The organism is Phytohabitans maris, from assembly GCF_031085175.1.
GTDB classification, from domain to species: domain Bacteria; phylum Actinomycetota; class Actinomycetes; order Mycobacteriales; family Micromonosporaceae; genus Phytohabitans; species Phytohabitans maris.
Genome location: NZ_JAVHUY010000094.1, coordinates 1 through 4,588 on the forward strand (window position 1 = coordinate 1; position 4,588 = coordinate 4,588).

Consider the following 4,588-nt stretch of genomic DNA (forward strand, 5'->3'; position numbering starts at 1 on the left):
GGTCAGCATCCGTGACGTGGCCAGCCACGCCGGGGTATCCGTCGGCACCGTCTCCAACGTCCTCAACCGCCCCGACATCGTCGCCCCCACCACCCGCACCCGCGTCCTGGCCGCCATCACCGAACTCGGCTTCGTCCCCAACGACGCCGCCCGCCAACTACGCCGCGGCAAAGGCCGCACCCTCGGCCTCGTCGTCCTCGACGTCGCCAACCCCTTCTTCACCGACGTCGCCAAAGGCGTCGAAGACACCACCGGCGCCGCCGGCATGGCCGTCATCTTCTGCAACAGCGACGGCAACCTCACCAAAGAAAACGCCTACCTCGACCTCCTCGAAGAACAACGCGTCCAAGGCGTCCTCATCACCCCCATCCACGACGCCAGCACACGCCTCCACCAACTCCGCGACCGCGGCGTGCTCGTGGTCCTGCTCGACCGGCGGTCGCGGCAGCCCGACATCTGTTCGGTCTCCGTGGACGACCGGCTCGGTGGCGAGCTCGCCATGCGCCACCTGGTCGAAAGTGGACACCGCCGGATCGCGTTCGTCGGCGGACCACACCGCCTCGAACAAGTCCACGACCGCTACCACGGCGCCATCCAAGCCCTCACCGACGCCGGACTCACCGAAGAAGAACACCTACGCCGGTACGACACACCAGCCCTCACCGTCACCGCCGGACGAGACGCCGCCGCCCGCATCCTCGGCCAACCCAAAAACACCCGCGCCACCGCCATCTTCTGCGCCAACGACCTCCTCGCCCTCGGCGCCCTGCAAGTCCTCACCCGCCAACAAATCCGCGTACCCCACGACATCGCCCTCGTCGGCTACGACGACATCGAATTCGCCGCCGCCGCAGCCGTACCCCTCTCCTCCGTCCGCCAACCCCGCCAACGCCTCGGCCAAACCGCCGCCGAACTCCTCCTCGACGAAGCCAACAACCCCCAAACCCACCAACACCACCAAGTCATCTTCGAACCCGAACTCGTCGTACGAGAGTCGAGCCAGTTCGCCCGTCCTTGACATGCGCGCGACGGCGCTCGTATGTTTGGTGTCTCGACTTGAAACGGTTCACAAACCGGAGTGGCCAACGTGCGACGTGTCTGCTTCATCCTCCGGGTCAGGCCGGATCGGCTCGCCGAGTACCGGGAGCGCCACGCCGCCGTGTGGCCGGACATGCTCCGCGCTCTCCGCGACGCCGGCTGGCACGACTACTCGCTCTTCCTGCACGACGACGGCCTGCTCGTCGGCCACTTCCGCACGGAAGACCTCGCCGCCTCGCTCGCCGCGATGGAGCGCACCGGCGTCAACGCGCGCTGGCAGGCCGAGATGGCGCCGTTCTTCGAGGGTCTCGACGGCCGCCGGCCGGACGAGGGCTTCACGGTGCTACCCGAGATCTTCAACCTAGAAGCCCAATTGGAGGCCCTCGATGACTGAAGCGGTACGCGCGGCTCTGCGGGTGCAGCGGGTTGAGTTGCCGTCGTGGGCGTTTGGTAATTCGGGTACGCGGTTTAAGGTGTTCGCGCAGCGGGGTGTGCCGCGTACGCCGTTCGAGAAGGTGCAGGATGCTGCGCAGGTGCATCGGTACACGGGTGTCGCGCCGACGGTGGCGTTGCACATTCCGTGGGACAGGGTGGATGACTACACGCATCTGGCGGGGTTCGCGAAGGAGCATGGGGTCGGGTTGGGGACGATCAACGCGAATGTGTTCCAGGACGACGACTACATGCTCGGGTCGGTGACGAATCCGGATCCGGCGGTGCGGCGTAAGGCCATCGACCACCTCCTTGAGTGTGTGGACATCGCGGCTCAGGTCGGTGTCCGCGACGTGAAGTTGTGGTTCTCGGATGGCACGAATTATCCGGGTCAGGACTCGATCCGGGTCCGGCAGGACCGGCTGGCGCAGGCGTTGCGGGAAACCTACGCGCGTCTCAATCCCGACCAGCGTCTGTTGTTGGAGTACAAGTTGTTTGAGCCGGCGTTCTACACTACGGACGTCCCGGATTGGGGTACCGCCTACGCGCACTGCCTACGGCTGGGTGAGAAGGCGCAGGTGGTGATCGATACCGGGCATCACGCGCCGGGTACGAATATCGAGTTCATCGTGGCGTTCCTGCTACGCGAGCAGAAGTTGGGGGCGTTCGATTTCAACTCGCGGTTCTACGCCGACGACGACCTGATGGTGGGGTCAGCGGATCCGTTCCAGTTGTTTCGGATCATGCATGAGATCGTGTCGGCGGACGCGCTCAAGTCGGGGGCGGGGATCGCGTTCATGCTTGATCAGTGTCACAACATCGAGCCGAAGATCCCGGCGCAGATCCGTTCGGTGATGAATGTGCAGGAGGCGACGGCGAAGGCGTTGCTGGTCGACCACGACGCCCTGGCCGAAGCTCAGCGGGCCGGTGACGTGTTGGGTGCGAACGCGGTCTTCATGGACGCCTACAACACCGACGTGCGTCCCCTGCTCGCGGATGTCAGGCGGGAGATGGGTTTGGACCCCGACCCGGTCGCGGCGTATCAGCGGTCGGGTTATGGGGACAAGATCGTCGCCGAGCGGGTCGGCGGCCAGCAAGCCGGATGGGGAGCCTGAAAAGTGTCCACCGTTGACGACTCGCCGGTTGAGGATCTGATCGGCCGCTCGAACCGGCTCGGCGCCGACCGCCGCAACACCAACTACGCCGGCGGTAACACCTCGGCCAAGGGCACCGGCATCGACCCGGTCACCGGGCAGCCGGTCGACCTGGTGTGGGTCAAAGGGTCGGGCGGCGACCTGGGCACGCTCACACCGGCCGGGTTGGCGGTGCTGCGGCTGGACCGGCTACGCGCCCTCGCGCAGGTGTATCCGGGGGTGGAGCGCGAGGACGAGATGGTGGCCGCGTTCGACTACTGCCTGCACGGGCGGGGCGGGGCCGCACCCTCGATCGACACCGCGATGCACGGCCTGGTCGACGCGGCACATGTGGACCATCTGCACCCCGACGCCGGTATCGCGTTCGCTACCGCGGCCGACGGTGAAGCCCTCACCAAACAGTGTTTCGGGGACCGGGTGGTGTGGCTGGGCTGGCGGCGTCCCGGCTTCCAACTCGGCCTGGACATCGCCGCCGCCAAGCAGGCTCATCCGCGGGCGATCGGGGTCATCCTGGGCGGGCACGGCATCACCGCCTGGGGCAACAGCAGCGCCGAGTGTGAGGCCAACTCGCGGGAGATCATCCGGACCGCGCAGGCGTTCATCGACGAACGCGGCCGCCCCGACCCGTTCGGCCCGATCATCGACGGCTACACCGCCCTACCGCAGCCGCAGCGGCACGCCCGGGCCGCCGCCCTCGCCCCGCTCCTGCGCGGGCTGGCGTCCACCGACCGGCGGCAGGTCGGCCACTACACCGACACCGCCCCGGTGCTGGACTTCCTGGCCCGCACGCAACACCCCCGGCTGGCCGCGCTCGGCACCTCCTGCCCCGACCACTTCCTACGCACCAAGGTCCGCCCGCTCCTGCTCGACCTACCCCCCACCGCACCCCTGGATGAGGTCAAGCAGCGCCTCAAAGACCTGCACGAACAGTACCGGGCCGACTACGCCGCCTACTACCAGCAGCACGCCACCCCCGACAGCCCGCCGATGCGGGGCGCCGACCCGGCGATCGTGCTCATCCCCGGCATCGGCATGTTCTCCTACGGCACCAACAAACAAACCGCCCGCGTGGCCGGCGAGTTCTACCTCAACGCCATCAACGTCATGGCCGGCGCCCAAGCCATCTCCACCTACCAGCCGATCAGCGAAGCCGAAAAGTTCCGGATCGAATACTGGGCCCTGGAAGAAGCCAAACTCCAGCGCATGCCCCAACCCAAACCCCTGACCACCCGCATCGCCCTGGTCACCGGCGCCGGCTCCGGCATCGGCCGAGCGATCGCGCACCGCCTCGCCGCCGAAGGCGCCTGCGTCGTCGTCGCCGACCGCAACCCCCACACCGCCGCCACCGTCGCCGCCGAAATCGGCGACACCGACACCGCCATACCCCTCACCGTCGACGTCACCGACACCACCGCCATCCAACACGCCATCCAAACCACCCTGCTCACCTACGGCGGACTCGACCTCGTCATCAACAACGCCGGCCTATCCATCTCCAAACCCCTCCTCGAAACCACCGACACCGACTGGGACACCCAACACTCCGTCATGGCCCGCGGCTCCTTCCTGATCTCCCGCGAAGCCGCACCCACCCTCATCGACCAACACATGGGCGGCGACATCATCTACATCACCAGCAAAAACTCGGTGTTCGCCGGACCCAACAACCTCGCCTACAGCGCCGCCAAAGCAGACCAAGCCCACCAAGTACGCCTCCTCGCCACCGAACTCGGCCCCCACGGCATCCGCGTCAACGGCATCAACCCCGACGGCGTCGTCCAAGGCTCCGGCATCTTCGCCGCCGGCTGGGGCGCCCAACGCGCCGCCACCTACAACATCCCCGAACACCAACTCGGCGCCTTCTACGCCCAACGCACCCTCCTCAAACGGGAAGTACTCCCCGAACACGTCGCCAACGCCGTCTACGCCCTCACCGCCGGCAACCTGACCCACACCACCGGACT

General features: G+C 67.2%; 4 protein-coding genes. All 4 read left to right on the plus strand.

What is annotated here, in order from left to right:
• Nucleotides 1-1,018 (plus strand): LacI family DNA-binding transcriptional regulator (locus tag RB614_RS44120; RefSeq protein WP_308718683.1); only part of this gene is annotated, 1,018 nt, incomplete at its 5' end.
• Nucleotides 1,019-1,087: 69 nt separating this feature from the next.
• Entirely contained in the window at nucleotides 1,088-1,432 is a 345-nt protein-coding gene (locus tag RB614_RS44125; RefSeq protein ID WP_308718684.1) for an L-rhamnose mutarotase, read from the plus strand.
• Nucleotides 1,425-2,585, plus strand: a complete 1,161-nt coding sequence (rhaI, locus tag RB614_RS44130) for an L-rhamnose isomerase (RefSeq protein WP_308718685.1) — start codon at nucleotides 1,425-1,427, stop codon at nucleotides 2,583-2,585. The genes RB614_RS44125 and rhaI overlap by 8 nt, the downstream gene beginning before the upstream one ends.
• A gap of 3 nt (nucleotides 2,586-2,588) precedes the next feature.
• The coding region (locus tag RB614_RS44135) for a bifunctional aldolase/short-chain dehydrogenase (protein WP_308716038.1) at nucleotides 2,589-4,588 on the plus strand (2,000 nt) is incomplete at its 3' end.

What these genes read in the sequence shown, in the direction of transcription:
- rhaI (WP_308718685.1), top strand. Translation starts at nt 1,425, where the DNA reads ATGACTGAAGCGGTACGCGCGGCTCTGCGGGTGCAGCGGGTTGAGTTG.